The organism is Paenibacillus lautus NBRC 15380 (genome assembly GCF_004000945.1).
In the GTDB taxonomy this organism is placed as follows: domain Bacteria; phylum Bacillota; class Bacilli; order Paenibacillales; family Paenibacillaceae; genus Paenibacillus_AQ; species Paenibacillus_AQ lautus.
The window spans coordinates 1-22,089 of sequence record NZ_BIMF01000013.1; the positions used below are offsets into that span (position 1 = coordinate 1).

Annotated in this window: 20 protein-coding genes; 14 read left to right on the plus strand and 6 right to left on the minus strand. The window is 47.5% G+C overall.

All coding sequences use genetic code 11. The features are described from left to right. Positions 1–278 precede the first annotated feature (278 nt). The 10 genes from ppc to PLA01S_RS20715 all read left to right on the plus strand — a co-directional run bounded on the left by ppc (position 279) and on the right by PLA01S_RS20715 (position 12,689). Entirely contained in the window at positions 279–3,065 is a 2,787-nt protein-coding gene (gene ppc / locus PLA01S_RS20675) for a phosphoenolpyruvate carboxylase (protein WP_127593840.1), read from the plus strand. Positions 3,066–3,308: 243 nt separating this feature from the next. Further along, positions 3,309–3,878 (plus strand): RNA polymerase sigma factor SigW, encoded by a 570-nt coding sequence (gene sigW / locus PLA01S_RS20680; protein ID WP_009589526.1) that lies wholly within the window; start codon positions 3,309–3,311, stop codon positions 3,876–3,878. A 223-nt stretch (positions 3,879–4,101) separates the two neighbouring features. Continuing rightward, complete coding sequence (locus tag PLA01S_RS20685; protein ID WP_100541376.1) at positions 4,102–4,716, plus strand: zf-HC2 domain-containing protein; 615 nt, start codon at positions 4,102–4,104, stop codon at positions 4,714–4,716. Positions 4,717–5,034: 318 nt separating this feature from the next. Continuing rightward, on the plus strand, positions 5,035–5,865 hold the full coding sequence (gene cdaA / locus PLA01S_RS20690) for a diadenylate cyclase CdaA (RefSeq protein ID WP_071221881.1): 831 nt from the start codon (positions 5,035–5,037) through the stop codon (positions 5,863–5,865). After that, positions 5,858–7,336 carry a CdaR family protein gene (locus PLA01S_RS20695; RefSeq protein ID WP_127593841.1) on the plus strand — a complete coding sequence of 493 codons (1,479 nt, stop codon included), beginning with the start codon at positions 5,858–5,860 and terminating at the stop codon, positions 7,334–7,336. The genes cdaA and PLA01S_RS20695 overlap by 8 nt, the downstream gene beginning before the upstream one ends. Before the next feature lie 32 nt (positions 7,337–7,368). Then, positions 7,369–8,709 (plus strand): phosphoglucosamine mutase, encoded by a 1,341-nt coding sequence (gene glmM / locus PLA01S_RS20700; RefSeq protein WP_127593842.1) that lies wholly within the window; start codon positions 7,369–7,371, stop codon positions 8,707–8,709. A 733-nt stretch (positions 8,710–9,442) separates the two neighbouring features. Continuing rightward, on the plus strand, positions 9,443–11,275 hold the full coding sequence (gene glmS, locus PLA01S_RS20705) for a glutamine--fructose-6-phosphate transaminase (isomerizing) (protein WP_127593843.1): 1,833 nt from the start codon (positions 9,443–9,445) through the stop codon (positions 11,273–11,275). Positions 11,276–11,471: 196 nt separating this feature from the next. Beyond that, positions 11,472–11,801, plus strand: a complete 330-nt coding sequence (locus tag PLA01S_RS20710) for a helix-turn-helix domain-containing protein (protein ID WP_127593844.1) — start codon at positions 11,472–11,474, stop codon at positions 11,799–11,801. Positions 11,802–12,105: 304 nt separating this feature from the next. Continuing rightward, the gene (locus tag PLA01S_RS32875) at positions 12,106–12,228 is read left to right on the plus strand and encodes a hypothetical protein (RefSeq protein ID WP_272868164.1); all 123 of its coding nucleotides are present in this window, start codon (positions 12,106–12,108) and stop codon (positions 12,226–12,228) included. Then, the gene (locus PLA01S_RS20715; protein ID WP_218033662.1) at positions 12,222–12,689 is read left to right on the plus strand and encodes a dihydrofolate reductase family protein; all 468 of its coding nucleotides are present in this window, start codon (positions 12,222–12,224) and stop codon (positions 12,687–12,689) included. Before PLA01S_RS32875 ends, PLA01S_RS20715 begins: the two co-directional genes overlap by 7 nt. On the opposite strand, the gene PLA01S_RS20720 is transcribed toward PLA01S_RS20715, so the two are convergent. Further along, entirely contained in the window at positions 12,600–13,151 is a 552-nt protein-coding gene (locus PLA01S_RS20720; protein ID WP_127593845.1) for a DUF1697 domain-containing protein, read from the minus strand. The two genes, PLA01S_RS20715 and PLA01S_RS20720, sit on opposite strands and share 90 nt — an antisense overlap. 220 nt (positions 13,152–13,371) lie before the next feature. Here PLA01S_RS20720 and PLA01S_RS20725 point away from each other — a divergent pair, with 220 nt between their 5' ends. From PLA01S_RS20725 to PLA01S_RS20740, 4 genes are read left to right on the plus strand one after another with little or no spacing between them, the layout of a single operon-like run. Continuing rightward, on the plus strand, positions 13,372–14,832 hold the full coding sequence (locus PLA01S_RS20725; protein ID WP_164817484.1) for a sensor histidine kinase: 1,461 nt from the start codon (positions 13,372–13,374) through the stop codon (positions 14,830–14,832). Positions 14,833–14,872: 40 nt separating this feature from the next. Further along, positions 14,873–15,538 carry a response regulator gene (locus PLA01S_RS20730; RefSeq protein ID WP_127593847.1) on the plus strand — a complete coding sequence of 222 codons (666 nt, stop codon included), beginning with the start codon at positions 14,873–14,875 and terminating at the stop codon, positions 15,536–15,538. Position 15,539: 1 nt separating this feature from the next. Then, complete coding sequence (locus PLA01S_RS20735; protein ID WP_127593848.1) at positions 15,540–16,028, plus strand: hypothetical protein; 489 nt, start codon at positions 15,540–15,542, stop codon at positions 16,026–16,028. Between the two features lie 5 nt (positions 16,029–16,033). Beyond that, positions 16,034–16,609 (plus strand): DUF3995 domain-containing protein, encoded by a 576-nt coding sequence (locus PLA01S_RS20740; RefSeq protein ID WP_127593849.1) that lies wholly within the window; start codon positions 16,034–16,036, stop codon positions 16,607–16,609. A 3-nt stretch (positions 16,610–16,612) separates the two neighbouring features. Here PLA01S_RS20740 and PLA01S_RS20745 read toward each other — a convergent pair whose 3' ends face one another. The 5 genes from PLA01S_RS20745 to PLA01S_RS32070 all read right to left on the minus strand — a co-directional run bounded on the left by PLA01S_RS20745 (position 16,613) and on the right by PLA01S_RS32070 (position 21,822). Beyond that, entirely contained in the window at positions 16,613–17,407 is a 795-nt protein-coding gene (locus tag PLA01S_RS20745) for a DDE-type integrase/transposase/recombinase (protein ID WP_127593850.1), read from the minus strand. Positions 17,408–18,077: 670 nt separating this feature from the next. Beyond that, positions 18,078–18,521 (minus strand): hypothetical protein, encoded by a 444-nt coding sequence (locus PLA01S_RS20750; protein ID WP_127593851.1) that lies wholly within the window; start codon positions 18,519–18,521, stop codon positions 18,078–18,080. Positions 18,522–18,806: 285 nt separating this feature from the next. Then, complete coding sequence (locus PLA01S_RS20755) at positions 18,807–20,726, minus strand: hypothetical protein (protein ID WP_127593852.1); 1,920 nt, start codon at positions 20,724–20,726, stop codon at positions 18,807–18,809. A 15-nt stretch (positions 20,727–20,741) separates the two neighbouring features. Continuing rightward, entirely contained in the window at positions 20,742–21,527 is a 786-nt protein-coding gene (locus PLA01S_RS20760; RefSeq protein ID WP_246059716.1) for a hypothetical protein, read from the minus strand. 142 nt (positions 21,528–21,669) lie between these two features. Further along, positions 21,670–21,822, minus strand: coding sequence for a hypothetical protein (locus PLA01S_RS32070; RefSeq protein WP_164817485.1), 153 nt, complete (start codon positions 21,820–21,822; stop codon positions 21,670–21,672). Between the last annotated feature and the right edge of the window lie 267 nt (positions 21,823–22,089).

Consider the following 22,089-nt stretch of genomic DNA (forward strand, 5'->3'; position numbering starts at 1 on the left):
GCTCCATACATAAGCAGGACATCACCGTGTGTGATGTTTTTTTACATATTCACACGACTACCCTGCGAAGTGTTAATGTGCTAAAGAACATAGTTGGATCAAGGTTTATAGGACTAATGTCCATGGTATATGGGTATATCAATATCATGAGTTTTGTCGATTTGGCTAATTTTTTCGCCTGAAAAATGCAGATTTTCATGCGCTTTTATTGTATGATGTTAGGAAGGCGTTACGTCCTATAGACAAACTGCTGAAACGGGTGAGATGGGAGGAGTAGCATGACTGAACTTACAGTAACCGCAAAGAGCAATTCCAACAATCTGCTGCGGCGAGATGTACGGTTCCTTGGCAATATTCTTGGAGAAGTTCTTGTCCACCAAGGTGGCAATGAGCTTTTAGATATAGTTGAGAAAATTCGTGAAACGAGTAAATCGTTGCGATCCGTATTCCTGCCAGAATTGTTTGCAGATTTCAAAAGGATCATCAGCACATTGGAGCCCGACATTCGTCATCAGGTGATTCGCGCGTTTGCCATTTATTTTCAATTGGTTAATATCGCGGAGCAGAATCATCGCATTCGCCGCAAACGCGATTACGAGCGTTCCGCCGGAGAGAGTGTTCAACCAGGTTCCATTGAAAGTGCAGTCCAGGATTTGAAGGAGCGCAATATTACGTTTGAAGAAGTTCAAGAAATTCTCGAAAGTCTATCCCTTGAGCTGGTAATGACAGCTCATCCAACAGAAGCGATGCGTCGGGCTATTCTGGATATTCATAAACGGATAGCGGACGATGTGATGCACCTGGACAATCCGACCCTAACATTCCGCGAACGAGAGCAGCTTCGGGAGAAACTACTGAATGAAGTGATTACGCTATGGCAAACCGATGAGCTTCGTGACCGTAAGCCTACTGTCCTGGATGAAGTCAGAAACGGTATGTATTATTTTCACGAGACCCTGTTTCACATTCTGCCAGAGGTTTATCAAGAACTGGAGCGCTGCCTAAGTAAATATTATCCGGGTCACCATTGGCACGTTCCAACCTATTTGCGTTTCGGTTCGTGGATCGGTGGCGATCGGGACGGAAATCCTTCAGTGACGGCGGACGTAACATGGAGAACGCTTGAAATGCAGCGGAAGCTGGCGATTCGTGAATACCAACGGATTTTGCGTGAATTCATGAAATACCTGAGCTTCAGCTCGTCGATCGTGAGCGTTTCGGATGAATTGATTCAATCCATTGAAAAAGACCGCGAGCATGTAACACTGAAGAAGATGGAAATTTGGCACAATGAGAAAGAGCCTTATCGTGTTAAGCTGGTATATATGCTGGCTAAAATGAGTCATATTCTCGATGAGAACATGACTGGCAGCGAGCGTTATCAGTCCCCTGAGGAATTTATCGAGGACTTGAATATCATTGATCGAAGCTTGCGTTTCCATTTTGCTGACTATGTTGCAGATACGTATATTCAAAAACTGATTCGTCAGGCGGAGTTGTTTGGCTTCCATACAGCAACGCTGGATATCAGACAGCATAGCCAAGAGCATGAAAATGCCATGGCCGAAATTCTCCGTAAAATGAACGTGACTCAGGATTACGCCCAATTAAGCGAAGACGAGAAGATCGAGCTGCTTAACAACCTGCTTAACGATCCTCGTCCATTGACTACGCCTTATCAAGAGTACAGCGACAGCACCGAAGAATGCCTTGAAGTATACCGTACGGTATTTCGTGCCCAGCAGGAGTTCGGCGTGAAGTGTATTTCAAGTTATTTGATCAGTATGTCCGAGGGCGCAAGCGACGTTCTGGAAGTGATGGTATTTGCCAAAGAAGTCGGACTCTTCCGCAAGGACAATGATGGTTCTGTCATAGCTACTTTGCAGGCAGCGCCATTGTTTGAGACGATTGAGGATCTTCATGCCGCACCTAATATTATGCGTAAGCTCTTTAGCCTACCGATCTACCGGGAAGCGGTTAGCGCCATGAATGAGCTTCAGGAAATCATGCTGGGTTATTCTGACAGCAACAAGGACGGCGGAGCCATTACAGCCAACTGGGAGCTCCAGGTAGCACTCAAAGATATTACGGCTGCAGCCAATGAGTATGGCATTAAGGTGAAATACTTCCACGGACGCGGCGGATCGCTTGGACGCGGCGGGATGCCTCTGAACCGCAGCATTTTGGCTCAACCGGCATCAACGATTGCGGGCGGCATCAAAATCACGGAGCAAGGCGAGGTCATTTCTTCCCGTTATTCCTTGAAGGGAATTGCCTACCGCAGTTTGGACCAGGCGACTTCAGCACTTATAACGGCTTCTCTTAATGCCCGTTACCCTGAAAAAGAATCGACCGAAAAAGAGTGGGAAGAGATTTCCTCGAGCATATCGGCCGCTTCGCAGAAGAAATATCAGGATCTGATCTTCCGTGATCCGGATTTCCTGAGCTTCTTCAAGGAATCCACGCCGCTTCCTGAGGTGGGAGAGCTGAATATCGGTTCCCGACCATCCAAGCGTAAGAACAGTGACCGTTTTGAGGACCTCAGAGCCATTCCTTGGGTGTTTGCGTGGACCCAGAGCCGTTACCTGCTTCCGGCATGGTACGCGGCTGGTACGGGCTTACAGAGCTTCTACCAGGGCAAGGAAGAGAATATGAAGGTGCTACAGAAGATGTACACGAGCTATCCGTTCTTTACGTCGCTGATCGATACCCTTCAGATGGCTCTTGCCAAGGCTGATCTGATCATCGCCAAGGAGTATTCTCTGATGACGAAGGATGATCAAGCCCGCGAGCGTATCTTCGGTCTGATCCAAGATGAGTTTAACCTTACGAAAGAGCTTGTTCTTAAGATTACGGGACAACAGGATATTCTGGATAACCAGCCGGTCCTGCAGGAATCAATTCGACTCCGTAACCCTTACGTGGATCCGCTTAGCTATTTGCAGGTTCAATTGCTTAACGAGCTGCGCGAGCTGAGGGAGCAGGAGCAGGACGATCCGGATCTGCTTCGGGAAGTACTGCTGACCATCAACGGCATTGCGGCGGGGCTTCGTAATACAGGTTGATCCTTACAGGATGACAAAGCGGTTTGAAAGGGATAGTATAAGGCGAGGTTCCCTAGAGGGACCTCGTTTTTTCATCTATGAAGCAGCATAACCTCTGATGATTAGAGTATCGGCTGCAATATGATCGTCTTTGATAGGGAATAGGGATTCTTTTTGAATTATTGTTGATTTTTAGAAACAGTTGAATTACGATTTGAATGATGCTTTTTTAGACGTTACCCATCAGACCATTCTGGGGGAATTATGGTGGACAATTTGGATGTAAGACTGGCGAAGCTGGCCCGAAAAGGGGACCAGAGAGCTTTTGCCGAAATCGTAGAGCTTTATAAAGACAAAATTTTTCATTTGGCTTACCGGATGCTGAGTAACCGCCATGAGGCCGAGGATGTCGTACAAGAGACTTTTTTGCGTGTATATAAAAACCTTGATCGATACGACGAGAATCAGAAGTTCTCAACTTGGATATACCGAATCGGTACAAATCTTAGCATTGATCGGCTGCGCAAGCGCAAGCCGTCTTTCTCGCTGGACGCCGACCTGAATGAAAGCGAAGGTATGGACGGCTATTCCCTGATCCCGAGCGATAACCGTACACCTGAGAGTGAAATGCTGCTATCGGAGACACAGCGCATCATTCATCAGGCGATTGACGGACTTCCTGCCAAGTACAAGACGATCATGATTCTAAGGTACATTCAGGATTTATCCCTGCAAGAGATCAGCGAGATTTTGGACTTGCCTGTAACAACGATCAAAACACGAGTTCATCGTGGACGCGAATTTTTGCGTAAAAAATTAGAGTACAAATTGTAATGAAAAAAACGCCTATCGCCGTTCTTTGAGGAAGAGAGACCGCGTTTAAGGGCGCTTTTTTCTTGCGATGCCAGAAAGTCCGTATCCGCTATTTTTTTTCTGATTTTCTTTTGAAAAAATTGAAACATCCCCGATTCCGGCACGTATGAACAATAAGCAAGTCTTATGCCCCTACGGGGGAAGGGACCCAGCAAAGAGATTGAATGAAAGGATTGGCTCACAAATGGATTGCAAATTAGCCGTCTCTTTGATGCATGATTATCTGGATAATGACTTGTCCGACCCACAACAGCTGGAATTGCAAGAGCATTTGCTGGATTGTGCTGACTGTCGGAATTACTTCGAGAAGCTGGAGCATACCGATATGCTTCTTTATTCCTTAACTCATCATGCGACCAAGCCATCCGATGATTTAACGGAACGTATAATGGGTATGCTGCCGCAGCCCAAGAAACAAAAAGCTTGGGTCAAATGGGTTAGGAATCATCCTGCGCTCACGGCTGCAGCTTTGTTTTTGGTTGTCATGCTCTTCAGCACAATCAGTTTTTGGAGTCAGGATACTCAGCTGGTTGTAAAGAGTGATGAGTTCGAAAAGCTGGTGATTGAAGGAGATACCGTCATTATTCCTCCGGATCAAATCATCACGGGAGATATTACAGTCGAGAATGGAAAGACTAAGGTTTACGGTCAAGTGAATGGCAATGTGACCGTCATTGACGGAGAATTATTTCAGGCTTCCACCTCACATATAGCAGGTCAAGTGAAGGACATAGATCGGGCGATGGACTGGATCTGGTACAAGATCTCCACTCTGTTTACAGATGCCGCTTACCGCTAGGTGTAACCTGAAGCCTACTGAATAAAAGCGCCTCTTTTCAGTGAAAAGACGGCGCTTCTTTTGTTGATTTTATGATCTTTTTCATGAAAAGCGGAGGGCGTCCGCTTGCATCGGAAAGATTAACGTTATAACCTAGAGAGTGTAGAGTACATACTACATATATAAGTCTCATGCGTTATTAAAAAGGAAGTTCAAAAAGTCCCCGTGTGATCAGATGGAAAATGGAGAGCTGGTTCGGTCATTCGAATCTTAGCGTTCATTTTCGAGGAACCGGATTTTTTGGGCCCGCACTTTAAAGGAAATGACGGGGGTTGCTGTATGGAGTATTTCACAGATATGACCTGGGGTGAAACCATTAAAGATATCATCGATATCCTTATCGTTACTTATATAATATACCAGATGATACTGCTCGTCCGCGGTACGCGGGCGGTCCAGCTGCTCAAAGGGATTTTGGTGCTTGTGGTCATCTGGGCGCTCAGCACCTGGTTTGATCTGTACACGCTGAAGTGGCTGATGAATCAGATCTTTACATTTGGGGTGCTGGCGATCTTCATCATCTTCCAGCCTGAGCTCAGACGTGGTCTGGAGCAGCTCGGACGAGGCAAGCTGTTCGGGCGGACGGCGGATATTGACGAGGAGACCAATAAGTTAATCAGCGAAACCATTAAGGCGGTTAATTATTTGTCGCGGCGCAAAATAGGGGCTCTGATCGTCTTTGAGAGGACGACGGGCCTGAATGAGTATGTAGAATCAGGAATTCCGATGAGATCGGTGATCAGCTCGGAATTGTTTATTAACATTTTTATACCGAACACACCTCTCCATGACGGAGCCGTCATTATTCAGAACGGTCAAATTGCGGCCGCTGGCTGTTATTTGCCGCTATCGGAGAATCCTTTTATCAGTAAGGAACTGGGAACAAGGCACCGTGCCGCTATCGGAATCAGTGAGGTGGGGGATGCGATTTCGGTTGTCGTATCCGAGGAGACTGGGCAAGTATCGCTGGCCTTGAATGGACAAGTGGTTCGAGATATTAAGGAAGAGTCCCTTATCTCCAAATTGTATGAGGAGCTCAGGCCTGCCGCGTCCATTAAGGAGAAACGCACGTTCTTCTGGAAACGGAAGGGGGACGGCAGCAATGGATAAATGGATCAAGAATAACACGGCAAGCAAGCTCATTGCACTCGCTGTCAGTATTTTATTGTGGGCGATGGTTCATATGGACAGCGGAACGCCTGCACCGCCAACAACTTTTTATGATACCAAAGTCATTGAAGGCGTTAAGATTCAGACGTATGGATTTGATGACAGCGAATATGCGTTAACGGGTATCGATAAGGACCGCGTAAATCTCCAAGTTCGGGGAAAGAAATCCAATATCTCGCTTTTGACCGACGACTATAAGGTGAAGCTTGATTTGAGCAACGTCAGAGAACCGGGTACGCACACGCTTCCGCTAACCCCCTCCATCCCGAGTGGCGTGGAGATGATATCGATGGAGCCATCCACTGTTACGGTGACGGTAGAGCCGAGAGTGTCGAAATCCGTGACGGTAAGTATTGGAACCAAAGGCGAGCCTGCTAAAGATTACCGGGCCGGAACACCCGTGCTGATTGACCCAAGGCAAGTCACGGTTACCCTGCCTGAATCGTCCATGGCGAATCTGGGGCAGGTCAAAGGTAATGTGGAGCTTGATGGTGCCAAAGAGAAGATTACGGAGAAACGAGTCAAGCTAACAGCATATGATAAAGAAGGCAACGCGATGGAAGATGCGGTCATTGAGCCTGCTGCAGTAGCAGCTGAAGTGCCGATTGAACCTGCATTTGTCACCCTCCCACTGGAGATACAATATACCGGACGGCTGCCGGAAGGGTTTGTCCTATCCAAGGTGGACCAGAAGGTAAAAGAAGTGAAGCTGTTTGGCAGTAAAGAGGCGCTGGCAGGAGCTGAGACCTATGTCGAAGCTACGATCAATCTGGGAGAAGTTAGAAATTCGGGAACAACAGTGCTTACGGCCGACTTGACGCCGCCCGAAGGTTTTGAGAAAATCGAGCCGAGCTCTGTAACGGTGGATGTTACGGCTGTATCGCATGGTGAACGGGTGATTACGGGGATTCCGATAACGTTAAAAGGGGTTGCCTCCGGCCTGGATGCTGTCATTACAGATCCAAAAACGAAGACCATATCTTTAACGCTCACCGGAGCGCCTGACTTGCTCAATAGTCTGGAGCCGACAGATATCGGAGCTGAAGCGAACGCAACCGGGTTGAAAGCCGGCGTTCACGAAATTCCGCTGCAGATCACGCTGCCTAATTTTATTAACCGTACGGATTCGGAACGTCCTGTGATTAAGGTAGAGCTCAAGGATAACTCCAAACCCGTGACAACGGAGCCGGACACCTCGAAGAATGAGGGAACAGACAAAGACAAGCCTGTTTCACCAGGGACGGGAACGGGATCAGGAACAGGAACAGGCAATGATCAGGGGGAGAATACGGAGACGCCTCCTACTGATGAAGATACGGATAACTCCGGATCAGGAGAAAGCCCATCACATCCGCCGGGAGACGGATCGAGTGATGGAACAACGGGATCAGAAACGTCCAATGATGGATAATAACGAAGAGTAGATAAAGGAGTATATAAAACATGGGGAAATATTTTGGTACAGATGGAGTAAGGGGAGTTGCAAATCAAGAACTGACAGCGGAAATGGCTTACAGCATCGGTCGCTGCGGAGGCTATGTGCTTACTGGCGATAAAGAGAAGCCAACCGTCATCATCGGTATGGATACCCGGGTATCCGGGGCTATGCTGGAGTCGGCTTTGGTTGCAGGTCTGCTGTCCATCGGTGCACACGTCATTCGTCTGGGTGTCGTGAGTACACCAGCAGTGGCGTATATCACAAGACTTTTGAAGGCTGATGCGGGTGTTATGATCTCGGCTTCACATAATCCGGTACAAGATAACGGCATCAAGTTCTTCGGTGGAGACGGCTTCAAGCTGTCGGATGAGACAGAGCTTAAGATTGAAGAGCTGATGGATGCGGAAACAGATAATCTGCCGCGACCAATCGGGGCTGATTTAGGTGAATTGCTGGTTGATAACGAATCTAAATATAAATACCTTGAATATTTGAAAACGACGGTCAATAACCGGTTTGACGGTCTGAAAATCGTTCTGGACTGTGCTAATGGCGCAGCTTATGAGCTGGCTCCGAAGCTTTTCCGTGAATTGGGTGCGGAAGTGATCGCCATCGGTGCTGAGCCGAATGGCCTGAATATTAATGATCACTGTGGATCGACTCATCCGGAGAAACTCGTCGAGGCCGTACTCCAGCATGGCGCTGACCTCGGTCTGGCTTTTGATGGCGATGCGGATCGCCTGATTGCCATTGACGCAAAAGGCGAGGAAGTGGACGGCGATTTCATTCTGTGCATTTGCGGTGATGCCATGAACCGTGCCGGCAAGCTGAAAGAAGGTACCATCGTTTCGACTGTTATGAGCAACATCGGTTTCTATAAAGCATGTGACAGCTTGAAGCTGAAGACGGCCAAAACCGCAGTCGGCGACCGCTACGTCATGGAAGAAATGCGCCGCGGCGGATATAACCTGGGTGGAGAGCAGTCAGGACACGTGATTTTCCTGGATCACAACACCACAGGGGATGGCATCCTGACTGGAATTCAATTGGTGGATACGTTGGTGGCCTCCGGCAAGCCACTGCATGAGCTGAAGAGCAGCATGCGCAAGTATCCGCAAGTGCTGGTTAATGTTCGTGTCGGCGATAAGAGCAAGTACCAAGGCAATACCGTTATTGAGTCTGCGATTGCTGAAGTTGAAGGCATTCTGGGTGATAACGGCCGTGTCCTGGTTCGCCCATCGGGAACGGAATCCCTCATTCGCGTCATGGCGGAAGGCCCGGATAAAGAAGAGCTCGACCGTTATGTAACGCAGATTGCTGATGTGGTGAAGCGGGAATTGGCGTAAGACTAAGGGTGTATTTTTCAAGGAAAGCAGACTAATTTTTGTCAGGGCCAGTGAACTATGAGGTTTCTGTTCACTGGCCCGCTGTTTTCCATAATACCGGTCGAATGAAAGCGCAACACCTCTTGTCCTGCCTGCAAAGAGGTTCGTGTGCGGCATCGCTTGAGAAAATAGGTCATTCGGTGTCATTCATGTGGTTAATTATACGCAGAGCTTGGAGCTCCTAGGAAGCAGCAGAGTTGCCAAAGTCAGAACGCATGAATATAATAAAGGATGTCATTCAAGAATAGAAAGCGAGGATTGTGAGGTTACATCAAGCTTCATAAGCGCCAGAGCTTGTACCTGCGCGGGGATTGGTTATTGCTACGATAGGGATGACCAAACGGCAGAACGCAAGTTGACGAGGTAGAGGTGTTCGGATTGTTCGGCGGGGACCTCTCGGTAATGCACCAACCGTAAGCGAATCACGGAAAAGGAATGGGCGACCGTTCTTACAACGTATCCGCAGGTGCTAATTATCACTAATATACAAAACATGAATGTGCGATTTAGAATGCGACAGCGCGGTGGAAGAAGAGTGCATTCATGTCTGTTCAACTTTAGCAGCCTATATCTTGCTGGATATTTTGAACGTTGATAATTGAATAGATCATTCTTCTTTCCTCATACCGCACAGATGCTGCCGTGTTCTATTTCCGCCTACTATTATAGGGAAATTGAACGGAGGAATCATACTATGTGTGGTATTGTCGGATATATTGGAAATCAGAAAACGCAAGCGGTGTTGATCGAGGGATTGAGAAAGCTGGAGTATCGCGGATACGATTCAGCAGGGATTGCCGTCTTTACGAATGAAGGGCTGCGTGTAGCCAAGGCGCAAGGGCGTCTTGCCAATCTGGAGGAGAGACTGGAGTCTGCCCCACTCGTGGGAACTGCAGGTATCGGTCATACCCGCTGGGCTACGCATGGTCGGCCGTCGGACGTGAATTCGCATCCGCATACGGACGAAAGCCAGAAGTTCTCCGTTGTTCATAACGGGATCGTTGAGAACTATCTGGAGCTGAAGGAAGAGCTGATCAGCCAAGGACATCACTTTGTTTCGGAGACCGATACGGAAGTTATCTCCCATCTCATCGCCCGTGAATATGACGGGGATATCGTTAAGGCCGTGCAGAAGGCGATCTCTTACATGAGAGGCGCATTTGCCCTTGGCGTCTTGACCGAGTATGAGCCGGATCGATTGGTGGCTGTACGTCAAGCAAGTCCACTTATTATCGGTCTTGGCGAAGGAGAGAACTTCATCGGTTCTGATATTCCGGCTATTTTGAAATATACGCGGAACGTATATATTCTCAACGATGGAGAGATGGCTCTGCTGACAGCAGATGCTGTCGAATTAATGACCATTGAGGGGAACTTTATTTCTCGGGAAATGATTCGTGTCGATTGGGATGCCGTTACAGCGGAAAAAGGCGGATTCGATCACTTCATGCTGAAGGAGATCCACGAGCAGCCAAAAGCATACCGGGATACGATGCTGGGCCGTGTGGATGAGAGCGGACGTAAAGTCGTTCTGCCGGAGCTGAAGCTGACACAGGAACAGATTAAGAGCATTCGCAATGTGCAGATTGTCGCCTGCGGTACGGCTTACCATGCCGGACTTGTGGGACGCAGCGTGATCGAAGAGATGGTACGCATTCCGGTTGAAAATGATGTGGCTTCCGAGTACCGTTACCGTTCGCCGATCGTTACGCCGGAGACGCTTGTCATCGTGGTAAGCCAATCCGGCGAAACGGCAGACACCTTGGCTGCGCTTCGTGAAGCCCAGAGCCATGGCGCTCATGTCTTGGCCATCACGAACGTGGTAGGCAGCTCGATTGCCCGTGAAGCCAACGATGTGCTAGGCACACTGGCTGGCCCAGAGATCGCCGTAGCATCCACGAAAGCCTATACCTCTCAGTTGATTGCGTTCTATCTGTTTGGTCTGTACCTGGCTCAAGTACGCGGTACGATGACCGAAGACGCCGTTGCTGAAGTGATTGCAGCGATGGAAGCACTGCCTGAACAGGTAGAGTCCATGCTGACCAACGCAGAATCGATCAAGGGATATGCCGAGCAAATTGCGAAGCATGAGAACCTGTTCTTCATCGGTCGTGGTCAAGACTACGCCGTAGCACAAGAAGGCTCCCTGAAGCTCAAGGAGATCTCTTACATTCACTCCGAGGCTTACGCTGCCGGCGAATTGAAGCATGGTACGCTGGCCCTGATTGAAGAGGGAATTCCGGTCATTGCCTTGGCAACCCAGGAAGCGGTTCTGGAGAAAACGGTGAGCAACATCAAGGAAGTGAAGGCACGTGGTGCAGAAGTAATGGCGATTACGCATGAAGAGCATGTGGCCGGCCTGCTGAAATCCGTAGATCAAGCCTTCGCCATTCCGAAGACCCTGCCGATCTTGACGGCAGCCTTGTCTGTCGTACCGCTGCAGCTGCTTGCCTACTACGCATCGCTTGCCCGTGGAAACGACGTGGATAAGCCGCGTAACCTGGCGAAGAGCGTGACGGTGGAGTAAGATAGAGAGCGGGGAAATACTCGTTGTTCAGTGATAAAAAAGTGTGAAACCAGTAAAAAAACTGTGAAACCAGTAAAAAATGTGTGAAACCAGTACGTAGGATGATTATGCATCTAGAGGGTAGCCTGAAGAAGTCATTTCGGGTTGCCCTTTTTTATTTAGTGATCGTTAATTTCATTGAGTGGCGGTGTAATGGGTGAGTGAAATTGGATATAGAATAAAACGTATTCGTAAAGAAAATAATCTAAACCAATCTCAGTTTGCAAAAAGTATAGGGATTTCTCAAGGAAACCTGAGTGAAATTGAAATGGGAAATAGTAATCCTTCAGCGGAAACATTAATATCAATTAGAGCCCAATATAATGTGAATTTTAACTGGTTGTTAACTGGCGTAGATTCGGAAGATGGAATTACATATGAAGACTATGAAGAAATAAAGTTAGTTGAGATTTATAGGAACCTTAATGATTACGATAAGAACGAAGAGGTAGTACAACTGAAAATAAGATTACGATCAAATTTATGACATAATTCTCGGAAAAGTGTTTACCCGCTGGATAATTTCAGCGGTTTTTTGCGTTAACTGTCCTCAGCAATTATATAGGTAAAGTAAAAAAAGACGGGATGTCTATAGTGCTTCGAAATCAAAGTGGGAACAAAGGACTTCTTGCTTTTCCGCGAAGGGCTCGGGATCATCATTCGACCGTCTCGACGACCATCTAAAAAAGATCCGGTAAGAATCAAGTAGACTACACAAGTCGGGCTAAATAACTGAATGGAATCAGTTTTTCGACAAGTTCGTTGACTTTTTATACAAGGAGGAGTATACGATGAATATGAAGAGTAAAGTCGTCTTTGATATCAGCATGTCGCTGGACGGATTCGTTGCGGCATCGAACCGTTCGGCGGAAGAACCGATGGGAAAGGGAGGAGAGCGCCTGCACGAATGGTGATGGACAGCGAAGACAGCCGTAACCGCAAGCTTCTTGAAGAAGCCGGTCAAAAGCTGGGTGCGGTGATCACCGGACGAGTCACATACAACGACTCCATTCCTTGGTGGGGGGCGGACAGACCGATCGGACCCGCGCGCAGGCCGGTTTTTGTACTCACACATCAAGTTCCGGAGAAGGTTCCCGAGAATGGTGTGTACACGTATGTGATGAACGGAATGGAAAGCGCGCTGGAACAGGCAAAGAAGGCTGCGGACGGTAAGGTCGTTTGTATTATGGGCGGTGCGGATGTGGCCCAACAATTCATTGTGGCGGGGGTGGTCGATGAGATATCGATACATCTCGTCCCCGTACTGTTCGGCAGCGGGATCCGATTAACGATAACATCCCGTATAAATACTTTTGATCGTTTTCCAGTTCCGTACGGTAGCGGGTACGCCCAATTTTTCTACCTGATTCGCTAACCTGGAATTACGTATACTTTGGTGAAACAAAAGAAATATGTCCCTGCCCACAATCCAATATCGATCATCTTTAGCATCGAATGCCTCCAATTCCTGGAGGCGATCAGCCTGTGGCTCTTCCAAAAGCAGTGAAACATACAAGGACTCGCCCTTAGAGGAGGATTCCGCCTCGGCAATTTGCTCATCTGTAAAGGGACAACCCTCTACAATCTTTTTTAATTCCTCAGATGTTCTTATAACAACCTTGATTGAGAGACCGAAGTCCTCTCCTATTTTTTGTTCAATCCGCTGACGTAATATTTCCTCATCTTCGTTCGACTCAAACAAAATGTTGCCACTTTGAATATACGTTTGTACCCGTGCTAGTCCCAATGCTCCTAGCGCTTCCCTGAGATCTGCCATCTTGATGATATTCTTCCCGCCTACATTGATCCCACGTAGCAATGCAATGTAACTGGTCATTTTTCTCACCGCTTTCTATCGTTAATTTTAAGATTTTACCACATTCCGGTTTTCTATATCAGCCTGCATCCGAAGTATCGTCTGAAACACTCCTATAGAGGCATCCCATATCGTTGGTTGTAGTATATACTCTTTCGTAGAAGTGATCACTTCGTACCATACCATAACGGAAATTCTTAATGGCATGAATGATTGCATTTACGAAAGGAGAAATCGTAGTGTGCGGAAACGTTTTTTCAAGTCATTTCGACCGCTGCATTGGCGACTGACGCGATCCTATATGCTGATCAGTATTTTGGCCTGGCTCCTTGTAGAGGTTCTGCTCCTCTTGGCGCTCGGGTTGGGAATGTATATGTCGCGCTCATTCTTGCTAACGAGTGCTTTGAAAAGCAATGCGAATGTGGCCGGTTCTTTGCTGGCAGGAGATCATGGACCCGATCGTGCGGGCTTGATTCTTTGGCTCGAGCAGCAACAGCGAGTCGTTGACAAAGTGTTTTCTTACACGGGCATACTTGCTGTAGTTGACCGGCAAGGACATGTTCTCACATCGACAGGGGCCGGTGTCAGCCCTCCGTCACATGGAACTTTGCTGTCGGCTCAGCTCACAAATCAGGCAGCCGATCATTTGCAAACGTATCTCGATAGCCAGGGTGACGTCAAGTTGATAACGCATGAGAGCGCATCAACAGGAGTTCTCGCATTCATACCGCTAGGGACAACGGAGAAGCAGGTAGATGGAATTCTCGTTATGCAAGCTGAAAACCTCAAGATTCACCCCTCGTTATGGCTTGGAATCGGCGTGACTGTCTTGCTTCCAGCCTCAGTAATCATAGTTCTATGTGTTGGAGCGGCAGGCGCTGTGTTTGGTGCGGTCACTTCACGGCCGCTCATCCGGCGGTTCGGCACATTGGCGGATGCCGCCGACCATTGGAGTCGCGGCGATTTCTCCGTCTTGGTGGATGATCCGGGCGGAGATGAAATCGGACGGCTATCACGCCGCTTGAATCATATGGCTGAACAGCTCCGGCACCACGTACAGGTGCGCCAGGAGCAAGCGGCTATGGATGAGAGGGGGAGAATGTCGCGCGATTTGCACGACAGCATCAAGCAGCAGTTGTTCGCGCTATTCATGCAAATTAGCGGAGCGAAAGCACTTCTGCTACAGCGGAAAGAAGGTGCGCTCCCCCGTCTGGAACAAGCAGAGGATTTGCTGGGGCAGGTGCAGGACGATCTCACGAATCTGATCCATGAGCTGCGTCCCGCCATGCTGGAAGGCAAAAGGTTTCCGCAAGCGCTGCGTGAGCAAATCGAGCAATGGGCAGAGAGAACAGGGATCGATGCTGTTTTTCAAGTTCAAGGGATGAACCCGATCCCGTTGCAGCTGGAAGAAGCCTTATACCGTCTGACGCAAGAAGCGTTGTCGAATGTTGCCCGCCACAGTGAGGCGCGTGCCGTTCGTATTCAACTCATATTTGAACCGGATCAGACGACACTGGAAATATCCGATAATGGCCGAGGGTGTAATGTCTCAAGCAATATAGGAAAAGGAGTTGGTCTGCTTTCCATGTCTGAACGGCTCCTTCCATTCGGAGGAGAGGTTAGCTACCAGAGCAAGCCGAAGCAAGGGTTTGTCGTCACTGCAACGGTGTCGGACCATGGGCAGCAGGACAATGAAGCATGATGAAGCATAGTCCTATAAGAGAAAGGAGCGAGAATTACCGATGGAGGATGTCATTCACATTATGTTAGTTGATGATCATAGCTTGGTGCGCCAGGGAGTTCGTTCATTTCTCGAAACGCAATCCGATTTGCGCATCGTGGGGGAAGCGGCTTCAGGAGAGGAAGCGGAACGACTTGTAGCCGATCTGGTGCCCGATGTTGTCCTGATGGATTTGTCGATGCCGGGAATTGGCGGGATTGAAGCGATCCGCCGAATAAAGAAACGCAGCCCCCATTCCCAGATTGTCGTGTTGACCTCTTTTCAGGAGGACGACTATATTTTTCCCGCTTTGCGTGCAGGAGCTCTTTCATACGTATTGAAGAATGTTCAGTCGGGCGATCTTGCTGACATTATCCGAAAAGCGCGTGGCGGCGAAGCATTTCTCCATCCGCGCGTGGCCGCTCGGGTAGTGCAGGAGCTTCGCGAGGAACGAAAAGATATTCCCAACGTTTTTAACGATTTAACCGATCGTGAGCTTGAAGTATTGCGCCTTATCGCCCAAGGAAACGCCAATGCAGCAATCGCGCAATCGTTGGTCATCAGCGAGCAAACAGTGAAAGGCCATGTCAGCAATATCCTTGGCAAATTGCAGCTGGCGGATCGGACCCAGGCGGCGGTCTTCGCTTGGGAACAAGGCGTCGTTCAGCGCAAGCGAGGAGATGTATAAGATGCAGAGAAAAAGGAGTGCTGTGAAAATGAACGAACGAAATGAAAGGATGCAAACAACGGGTGAGAAATGGATAGGATACGGCGCGTTTGCCGCGGCGTTCGGGCTTGGCGTTCTCCATTTTATCGCCAACCTCATCGGCTTCATAAATGCTCCTGCTGCGGAACAGAAGATAGGACTGTTTATCGCATGGGGTATGCTTCCCAGCCTCATCTGTTTCATATTCGCAGCGGCTGCAATGGCGCTTGTCCGCTTCTGGGGCGGAAGAAGATGGTTCCGGGCAGCGCTTGCGCTCACATGGACCGCGTTTGCAATTATGAGCTTACACGATGTCTGGCATCTGATTCTCGCAGTGCAACGCAAAGACTTCACGATTTTCCTTCACATATTAGGGCCAGGTCCATGGTCTCTGATTGGAGCAGTCTTGTTTGGTTTTACCGCGTGGCGTGCACGGAGCAGATTGATAGACGGCATGACTAGGGAGGCGTGATAGATATGCATACGCAAACGCAACATACGCAAACAAAATCGTTGGTTTGGTCGGGTTACGCAGTTTTTATTTGGTCCATCGTTTATATGTTGCCACACCTTTATTGGGCTTTAGGCGGCAAGATGGGGGGGAGCCTACTAAAACCCAATACAATACAATCTATCCATTTTGATTTGATTAATTGGATTGCATCCGTATTTCTAACCGTTGCCGGACTTATTGGTCTTGCATTTATTTATAGGAGTAAGGGCAGAGTTTCTAGGTATATGTTGCTATTTATAGCCTGGGCAGGATGTTCGTTAGCCGCTTCGCACGGCATTTATGGCATTGTTTATCGCGTCCTTCAAATCAGCGGGGTAGTCGAATTGGAGACGGGATCATTTGACATCCATGAAGATGCCTTTGTGTTGTGGGATCTAGTGCTCTTTGAACCTTGGTTTTTAATCGAGGGGATTTTATTTGGCATAGTAGGGTACTGTTTCTTGAAAAAAGCACGCAGCAGAAAAATCTGGCTGGCGGCTTGCATTATCGGCATTATTTTCGGTTTGGTCACTGGGATTATGGGTGTGCGATTTGCATAAGCATCATCTTTGTGTTCCTGAAGGATGGGAAGGTGGACAGTAAAGGTCTGACAAAATCGTTTTGGGGGAAGTTATCGCATATTCTGCAAACTTTAGTGTAAGGATCGGATGAGGTACATTGGTGTTACTACCCATGCATAATGTCCAAAGGATGACAGGGCAAGTTGTCACTGGAATGCGTCTCCAATAGTTGAAGTCTGCATCTGTTAGATCCGAGAATCCCTTGGCTGGATAGCTAGGACGATATTGGCAGGTTCTAAAGATGGATTCCGCATTAGGGTTGTCATTACTCACTTTTAGACGGCTTCTTGAAGGCGTGAAGCCGAGTTGATATAGGGTTTCTAGTAGCGATAACTCCTTCGTAGGACTGCCATTGTCTGAGTGCAGCACAAGCGGCTGTGGCGAAGGCCTTCGCTGTTCGGAAAGCATACCTCGTCTAACTAGTAAACTAGCATTCTCAGCAGATTCTTCAAGCCATACATCCCATGTAATAATCTTCCGACTATATAAATCGAAGATGAGATAGAGATAGTAATAGATGCCTTTAGCCGGTCCGGGAAGCCAGCTGATATCCCACATCCAAACTTGATTGGGACCCCTTCCGCGATGGTGCTGCATATCTGCATCTTTTAGGACTCGGTAGAACATAGACTCTGATGCGATATAAACACCTTCGTCAGCAAGTCGAGGAACGATTTGACTGGGTGGAGGACTCTTGAACGCTGGTTGATTGACCGTCTGGACGATCGTTTCTCTTTCTTCATTGCTCAGCTTGTTTTTGGGCGTTGGTCGTTCCACTAGCGACGGCTGATCCTCATTTGGTATGAGTGAGGTCACTTCTCCAGCGTTGCAGGCTTCTCTGGCTAATGCCTAGCTCCTTACAAGCAAGTGGTTTTCTTGCTCCACTAACTGCTTCTTTAATCAGTATAATAGCTGTATCGCGATCTGAGGCACTGATCAGTCGTCCTCGTTGTCCGCATTGGCCTTTTTTCTGAGCACTAGCAGAGCAGCAGTTTCAGCAAGTGCCGCTTCCTTGCGCCGAAGCTCTCGACACAGGTTTCCAACTTTCTTTTTATGGAAGTTCCTAGCGGTTCCACACTTTCTATTTTAAGTGTTTATCACGTGCCGCAGCAAACTCAGCAAAATCAACGAAAATGGTTCCAGAGTTTTTTAACACCTGACACTCGTTTGCGCAAATGCAAAAATTTTATCTTAAGCAAACTAAAACCGTATTTGAGTAATTAAAAGTCAGAGTCGAGTAGATGCAGGAATATTTCCTGACATTTGCTCGGCTTTTTTTATTGAGGGGGAGAATTCAAAGATTTCTTGATGTAGCTTAGTATCAGTTGAAGCATTATAAAAATTCTTTGGTAATATATACCAACAGAGGTGATCCTCCGATAAAGACATATTGTTTCATTTGGTTCGGGGACAAAAAACGACATCATAGAATGTGTTTCACTAGCTATTACACTAAGTTATTTGCTGAATGAAGTAACCTGTATTCTATTCTATCGATTTCGTAAGTTACATCAGGGAGGTACTCCCTGATAAGTACATTAAGCGTTTTCTGATCTATCTCGTTATATCTAATCTCTGGAATAAAAATGACAAGGGCAAGAATAGATTCTAAAAAATCCAATATAGGTTTTAGATACTTCTCCCCACCGCCCTTTGTCCCAACATTATCCAAAATTAAATAAAATGATTCGCTCACTAAGGAAATCGGTGGGGCATCCTCGTTACTTTTAAAATCCTTAATTTCCAGTAATAGTTCATCATTTATATCCGATTTTATAGTTATATATAAAACTTCGTTGTTCAAATTAAAGGTTGCTTTGGCACTAGCATCAATAACTTTAAATTTATGAATAAGGTTTTCTCTTGATTGATATAAACGATTTATGAACATATAGCATTCCTCCTCATTTTCTAACTTCGTAAACTTATAACTCTGTTAATCTTTTAACTATAGATCGGATCGATTATTGTCCTTTAAGTACGAGTTATTTATTAAATCGGTTTTAATGCAGTGCTGTTCCCCGCTCACTTCATAACTATAATGTCACTGAACTCTGCTATTCAAATTTTATAAGAAAGTCAGAATTCATACAGCGTTGAATCATTTAAACAATACAACAAAAAGACTTCGCCCCTGATGATAAGAGGCGAAGCCTTTTTGTTTTTAAAAACCGTCTTACTCGATCGATTCAATCTGAATGACGGGCACCTGCTTGAGCTCACCGGATCCGGTGCGGTCACCATTCTCATTATTGCCTTGTTGGACATCCTCAGGATTGTCTGGATTGATTTCCTCAGTAGTAAGGGGATCGCTTGGATTGTCATCCATGGTATCTCCGTCGACTTGTCCAGTCTCCGGCTCGGCAGGGTCCGGAGCCGCAGGAGGCTGGCTGCTTGTTGGTAGTTCCAGCTGCTGATACTCGCCATTGAACGTTCCGATTAGGGTCGCGCTCCCCGCAGGGAAGTCCAAGTCTCCCCTTAAGATGATATAGTATCCATTACGTCCAGCAGCGACTTCGCCGTAGCCACCTTCCGGGATATGGACAGAGAAGCGTACTTTCTCATTCGCATATTTCTCGATGTTAGCGATATCGATGTCGGTATAATGGACCTGATACCCTGTGAATCCGTATTGGTCTCCCTGACGTTCGAAGATGGCGATCTCGTCCGGACTGGCTCCTTCCAGATTCGTCACCAGCAAAGACTTATCCGGCTGCACTTGATAGCCTTCAGCCGTGAACTGGAACAGCGGCGTCAGATTGTCATCTCTGGCTTCATAGGCTGAATACCATACCAGTTCGTTACCTGCATCGCCTTCTACAAGGATAACCGGATTCTTCGCGCTGCTAAGCGAATCCTCGACTGAAACCTGTTGGATGGCGATGTCGGACGGGTAATCATGGTTTTGGAATAATTGCACCGTTTCATCGGTATTCAAGACCGCTAAATAGATGATATTCCCCTCATCGACTCCAATGGCATAGGCCAATCCTCCGAAACGATTCCCGCCTCCGCTGACGTAGCTGAAGCTGCCTTTCAAACCAGCCATGTGGAACAAACGAATCGGATCGTGGATCGTCCAGGCCAATTCGGCAGCTTGCAATTTACCGCTCATATCCTGGTACCCCGACAGCGCTCCGTAGAGTGCTACCGCTTCCTCGTAGTTCTGGCTTTGTACCATCCCATCTGCAGCTGCGATCCACCGGTTCATCTGGTTCTGAATATACTCCATGATTTCCGCGTTCTTTCGTTCTTTCCGTTCCAGGTAGTCTCTATACCCCATGGCATGCGAAACAAAATCGGAGGGCCGTTCTCGCAGCACATCCTTTTGCAGCATGGTATACACAAGTTCATCGGTCTTGCCATTCAACCAGGCAGCCGGCAGCGATCGGTTGGCATATTCGGAACTCATGGCATGTGACCAATTCAGCAGATCCGTATACTGTCCGGCTCCTGCCAGACGGGTTAAGACCATTTCGTCATAACGCTGGAACAGATGGAGCAGCTTGTCATTCTTATGCTTCTCCCCGCCGTAGAATGAATCCGGAATGCGGAGCAAATTCCATTTGAAGCTGCTATCGTCATACTGCTGCTCTTCAAGCAGCTCGTCGGCCTGACGGTTAAACAAACCAATGAACTGCAGGAATATCCGTTTCACATCGTCGGGGATTCCGTAGAATGCAGCAATTTCATCGTAGTAGGAAGCATAAGCTCCATGCTGCCCCGCCAGCTTCTGCTCTGTATCAAGCAATTCGGCATATACGTTCATAAAGCCGGAAAAATCGCCTGCTTCCCCGACCCGGCTCAATCGATGATCAAGCGAGGAAAGGCTCTGCTTCATGGAAGTAATGGGTTCAAGCTCTTGTAATCTTGAAGCAAGCAGCTCTTCTTTATATAGAAGGGAGCGGTTATTTCGCGCTTTCTGATACCACTCCTCGGCCTGAACCATTTTTTTCTGAGCATACAATAACTCGGCTTGTGCCATCGATTCGATTTTCTGATAGATATGAAATCCCTTATATCCGATCAGCAGCAGAAGGACTATACATAAAAAAAGATACAAATTTCGCAGGGTTAGCGTGTTTTTCATCGTCATAACGGTATAGCCCCTCTAATCCCATTTTTGAAAATCAGGGTCCGAGCGGTAGTGTTCATTATAAATGGCCGATACCCGGTCCCGCAGGCCGTTCCACGACAAGCCGGGATTGCGGCGTACGATCTGATACAAGCGGAGGAAACGAAATCTTGGCAATCCTTCCGCATAGCGGCTAATAAAATCAGGGAACGTATCGATGTATTTTTTCTTCCGTACCGCTGCCCCGGCGGCGTCGATCATAATCTGCCTGCCTTGCTCCATCCGTAAAATGTCGGATTCATGGTCGAGCAGGTATTGGATCGCTTTGCTGTTGATCAACTCGCGTTTAATTTTGGCGATTTCACCGATATAGGCGGCCAGGTCCGGATCAAACTCATCCAGCAATAGCGGTTCGAGTTCAAGCTCCATATCCTTGCGCAGGCTGAAGCTTTGAAGGAGAACGATCTGCTGCAGACGGATGCGGTCATTCCGGACCAAGGAGGCAATTTCCCTGACGATTTCATACCCTAGCTGGGCATCTTCCTTGATGGCGGCAGAAGCCGTTGCTTTGTTCAGATCCAGGCCCTCAAGAATCTGAATTCGATGAGATCTTATAAACTTGTTCAGAGCATGCAGGGTCTCCGTTTGCAGCATCCGGCTCTGCATCAGCCATAACCATACAAGCAGGACCACCATACAAGCAAAGGAGATCACGATCTGCAGGAAGGTCTGACTAAGAAGTACAGCAGAGAGCCCTATAATGTAAAAGAGAAGTCGGTCACTCTGCATGGAACGCTTGGCCATTTTCTCTGCAAGTTCCATAACGGGGACAAGGGCATTGCGTTTACAGAAAGCGCAGCTGTCTTCCCAAAGAATCGTGAAATTGTGGCAATGTTTGCAAACCCTTAACTTTTGGTAGACATATCTCGTTTTACTATAGGGGCGAAGTTGTACAGGCTTTTTCTTATCCATGCTGTTCCCTCTGTGAGTTGGCAACTTCAAGCAGGGTCTGATGCAGCTGCTCCGGTGTCGGGGCGTTCTTCTTACGCTTGAAGTAGGCCGTGATCTTGATGATGACAAAAAGAAACAAAATCCCGAGACATCCGTATGTAATCATATATCTATTCCTTTCGGCATCGTATTTGTTCGAAAGTGGTGGGTGAGCCTTGTGTCCTAAGTCCGAGTGGTACGACTGATTATGTTGAACTTTGGCAGGTATAATTATATCATATGGACATAGTACTGGTATATTTTAGTGATTAGCATGGTATTTTCTATATAAATACACCAGAGAAATGGATGTTCCCGTTATTGTTTTTTAAGCTTTCTTTCATGTAATTTTAAGACTTATTGCCTACAGTTAGACTAATGGTCTGACAAACGA

Excerpts from the sequence above, each read along its gene's own strand:
- ppc (WP_127593840.1), top strand. The coding sequence starts at position 279 with ATGACTGAACTTACAGTAACCGCAAAGAGCAATTCCAACAATCTGCTG.
- sigW (WP_009589526.1), top strand. The coding sequence starts at position 3,309 with ATGGTGGACAATTTGGATGTAAGACTGGCGAAGCTGGCCCGAAAAGGG.
- PLA01S_RS20685 (WP_100541376.1), top strand. The coding sequence starts at position 4,102 with ATGGATTGCAAATTAGCCGTCTCTTTGATGCATGATTATCTGGATAAT.
- cdaA (WP_071221881.1), top strand. The coding sequence starts at position 5,035 with ATGGAGTATTTCACAGATATGACCTGGGGTGAAACCATTAAAGATATC.
- PLA01S_RS20695 (WP_127593841.1), top strand. The coding sequence starts at position 5,858 with ATGGATAAATGGATCAAGAATAACACGGCAAGCAAGCTCATTGCACTC.
- glmM (WP_127593842.1), top strand. The coding sequence starts at position 7,369 with ATGGGGAAATATTTTGGTACAGATGGAGTAAGGGGAGTTGCAAATCAA.
- glmS (WP_127593843.1), top strand. The coding sequence starts at position 9,443 with ATGTGTGGTATTGTCGGATATATTGGAAATCAGAAAACGCAAGCGGTG.
- PLA01S_RS32875 (WP_272868164.1), top strand. The coding sequence starts at position 12,106 with ATGAATATGAAGAGTAAAGTCGTCTTTGATATCAGCATGTCGCTGGAC.
- PLA01S_RS20715 (WP_218033662.1), top strand. The coding sequence starts at position 12,222 with ATGGTGATGGACAGCGAAGACAGCCGTAACCGCAAGCTTCTTGAAGAA.
- PLA01S_RS20720 (WP_127593845.1), bottom strand. The coding sequence starts at position 13,151 with ATGACCAGTTACATTGCATTGCTACGTGGGATCAATGTAGGCGGGAAG.
- PLA01S_RS20730 (WP_127593847.1), top strand. The coding sequence starts at position 14,873 with ATGGAGGATGTCATTCACATTATGTTAGTTGATGATCATAGCTTGGTG.
- PLA01S_RS20735 (WP_127593848.1), top strand. The coding sequence starts at position 15,540 with ATGCAGAGAAAAAGGAGTGCTGTGAAAATGAACGAACGAAATGAAAGG.
- PLA01S_RS20740 (WP_127593849.1), top strand. The coding sequence starts at position 16,034 with ATGCATACGCAAACGCAACATACGCAAACAAAATCGTTGGTTTGGTCG.
- PLA01S_RS20750 (WP_127593851.1), bottom strand. The coding sequence starts at position 18,521 with ATGTTCATAAATCGTTTATATCAATCAAGAGAAAACCTTATTCATAAA.
- PLA01S_RS20755 (WP_127593852.1), bottom strand. The coding sequence starts at position 20,726 with ATGACGATGAAAAACACGCTAACCCTGCGAAATTTGTATCTTTTTTTA.
- PLA01S_RS20760 (WP_246059716.1), bottom strand. The coding sequence starts at position 21,527 with ATGGAACTTGCAGAGAAAATGGCCAAGCGTTCCATGCAGAGTGACCGA.
- PLA01S_RS32070 (WP_164817485.1), bottom strand. The coding sequence starts at position 21,822 with ATGATTACATACGGATGTCTCGGGATTTTGTTTCTTTTTGTCATCATC.